Source organism: Rhizobium sp. No.120 (assembly GCF_054558365.1).
Window position 1 is genome coordinate 1 of record NZ_BAAJNQ010000054.1, and the last position, 1,053, is coordinate 1,053.

At 58.4% G+C, this 1,053-nt stretch carries 2 protein-coding genes; one reads left to right on the plus strand and one right to left on the minus strand.

The genetic code is table 11. The annotated features are described in order from the left end of the window. Positions 1 to 15: 15 nt before the first annotated feature. Positions 16 to 901 (minus strand): IS630 family transposase gene (locus tag ACYJRZ_RS31900; RefSeq protein WP_459465529.1). Its coding sequence is split into 2 segments (ribosomal slippage): positions 16 to 621 and positions 623 to 901, totalling 885 coding nucleotides; the frame shifts between segments, so codons are not numbered across the junction. Between ACYJRZ_RS31900 and ACYJRZ_RS31905 the strand changes: the two genes are divergently transcribed. Further along, the coding region (locus tag ACYJRZ_RS31905) for a hypothetical protein (RefSeq protein WP_459465531.1) at positions 801 to 1,053 on the plus strand (253 nt) is incomplete at its 3' end. The two genes, ACYJRZ_RS31900 and ACYJRZ_RS31905, sit on opposite strands and share 101 nt — an antisense overlap.

Below are 1,053 nucleotides of genomic sequence, written 5' to 3' on the forward strand. Positions count from 1 at the left end.
TAGAGTCTGTCAGACTTATTCTGCACCATATCCTGCATGCCTGAGGTAGTTTGAGCACTCTTGAGGAGAGAACGCCTTAAGGAGTTGTCCGATGCGTTTCCATGTTGTTTCGACGGTTCGTTCGTCGGCCTTTCTGACAAGTGTCTTGAGCTTGGCGAACATCATCTCGATAGGATTGAGGTCTGGACTGTAGGGCGGCAGGAAGAAGAGACGTGCACCGACCTCCCGGATCGCATCGCGGGCCAGCTTTCCCTTGTGGCTTGCCAGATTGTCGAGGATGACGATATCGCCGGCCTTGAGGGTGGGGGCCAGACATTGTCGAACCCACGCGGTAAAGGCGATGCCGTTGATGGGGCCATCGAGGACGAAGGGGGCGACGATGCTGTCGCGGCGCAAGCCAGCCAGGAAGGTCAGCGTCTTCCAGTGACCATGCGGGACTTTTGCGATGAGAGGCTCTCCCCGCTGACACCAGCCGCAGGTGCGCGTCATGTTGGTCTTGACCCAAGTCTCGTCGATGAAGACCAGACGATCCGGATCAAGCCGGTGTTGATGGGTCTTCCATCGCATCCGGAACCGGGCCACCTTCGGGCGGTCCTGCTCGCTCGCCACCAGTGTTTTTTTTAAAGGTTTTGCCTTCAGAACGAAGGAACCGCCAAACCGTGTCATGGGACACGTTGATCCCCGCAGCCTTCAGGTCCGCCGATAGCGCCCGCACCGTCCAGTCGGACTTGGCCTGCAGCCGCTGGCGCACCGCGTCTGCTGCCGCATCTCTCAGGGTCGGCTTGACATAGCCGCCGATCTTGGCCGGCAGCAAGCCTTTGCCCGAACGAGCGCGCTGTCCGATCCGCACCGCCGTCGCCGCCGATATCCCGAACCGCTCCGCGGCTGCACGAACCGTCATGCCATCCTTTAACGCTGCTGCTATGCGCGTTCGCAAATCCACAGAAAGAGGTCGCACCATCATTGCTGGCCTCCTATCCAGCAATGATCTTGAATCACAAATTCATCCGCTAAGGAATCCCGAAAGATTCCAATTAACGCTGACAGACTCTA